The 1,660-nt window shown below is 56.4% G+C and carries 1 protein-coding gene; it reads left to right on the forward strand.

Annotated elements, in window-relative coordinates; translation table 11 throughout:
- Positions 1 to 72 precede the first annotated feature (72 nt).
- Positions 73 to 1,500 (forward strand): IS1182 family transposase, encoded by a 1,428-nt coding sequence (locus AC3WWR_RS30820; protein WP_033041556.1) that lies wholly within the window; start codon positions 73 to 75, stop codon positions 1,498 to 1,500.
- Positions 1,501 to 1,660: the final 160 nt, after the last annotated feature.

Here is a 1,660-nt window from a genome sequence, read left to right on the forward strand (position 1 = left end):
GGCCCAGAGTGTGTAAAAACTCCAGCCAACCCTTGCTATGATTCGCCCAGGATTTCATCGCAAGGGCTGCCCATGAAACGCTTCATTCAAGGTGAACACCGAGGTCAAACGACCTTGCTCCCCGAGAGCCTGGACGATTACGTCAGCGACACCAATTCGGTGCGTGTTGTCGATGTCTTCGTGGATGAACTCGACCTGATCGCCTTGGGTTTTCAAAGTGCTATCCCTGCCGAAACCGGCCGACCGGCGTACCACCCGGCCGTCATGCTGAAGATCTACATTTACGGCTATCTCAACCGTATCCAGTCAAGCCGGCGCCTTGAGCGCGAGGCGCAGCGCAACGTCGAGCTCATGTGGCTGACCGGTCGCCTGATGCCGGATTTCAAGACCATCGCCAATTTCCGCAAAGACAATGGCAAGGCCATTCGAGGCGTCTGTCGGCAGTTCGTCGTGCTGTGTCAGCAACTGGGGCTTTTCTCGGAACATTTCGTCGCCATCGATGGCAGTAAGTTTAAGGCGGTGAACCACCGTGACCGCAACTTCACGAGCGCCAAGCTCAAGCGCCGGATGCAAGACATCGAAGCAAGCATTGCCCGTTATTTGAAGGTGCTGGATGAGGCTGATCGGGAAGAGCCCACGTCCTCAGGGCCCAAAGGCGGCCTGGAAGAGAAAATCGCCAAATTGAAGGAGCAGATGAAGGCGCTCCAGGCGATTGAAATACAGCTTGAAGCATCGCCGGACAAACAGATCTCGCTGACCGACCCGGACGCGCGCTCGATGATGACGAGCGGTAATGGCATCGTGGGTTACAACGTGCAGACAGCAGTCGATACCAAACACCATTTGATCGTGGCGCACGAGGTGACCAATGTCGGGCACGACCGTGATCAGCTCAGCTCGATGGCCGAGCAGGCCCGTGAGGCGATGCAACTCGAAGCGTTGTCGGTGGTGGCGGATCGAGGGTATTACAAAAGCGGAGAAATCCTGGCCTGCCACGAGGCAGGGATCACGGCTTATGTGCCGAAAACGCTGAGCTCGCGGGCCAAATTCGATGGCCGTTTCGGCAATGACGAGTTTGTCTACGACGCGGACAAAAATGTGTACATCTGTCCCGCCAAGGAAGTGCTGATTTGGCGCAACTCTTACCTCGACAAGGGCAAGAAGCTTGACGTTTATTGGCGCTCCAACTGCCAGGCCTGCTCGATAAAGGCGCAATGCACACCAGCCAGAGAGCGAAAAATTCGGCGCTGGGAACATGAGGCGGTGTTGGAGCAGATGCAGGCCCGCCTGAACAATGCGCCGCAGATGATGAACATCCGCAAGCGAACGGTCGAACATCCCTTCGGGACGCTCAAACAAGGGATGGGGGCGACGCATTTTCTGACGCGACGGCTGGCTGGAGTGAGCACCGAAATGAGCTTGAATGTGCTCGCTTACAACTGGAAAAGGGTGATGAAAATCCTCGGTGCGCAGAATCTGATGAAAGCGCTGGTGGCCTGAAAGGCTGCCGTTTTGCCCCCTTAAACTAGCAATGGAGCCTCGCTAGCGATTGCAGGGCCGCTTGTGGCTGTACGAGCGTTGCAGGTTTGATCATCTGTCCGACACCGGTCGGCACTGCGTGCCGACCGGTGTTTTAATCTGTTTTTACACACTCTGGGCC

This window comes from Pseudomonas sp. EB271-G4-1, assembly GCF_058791355.1.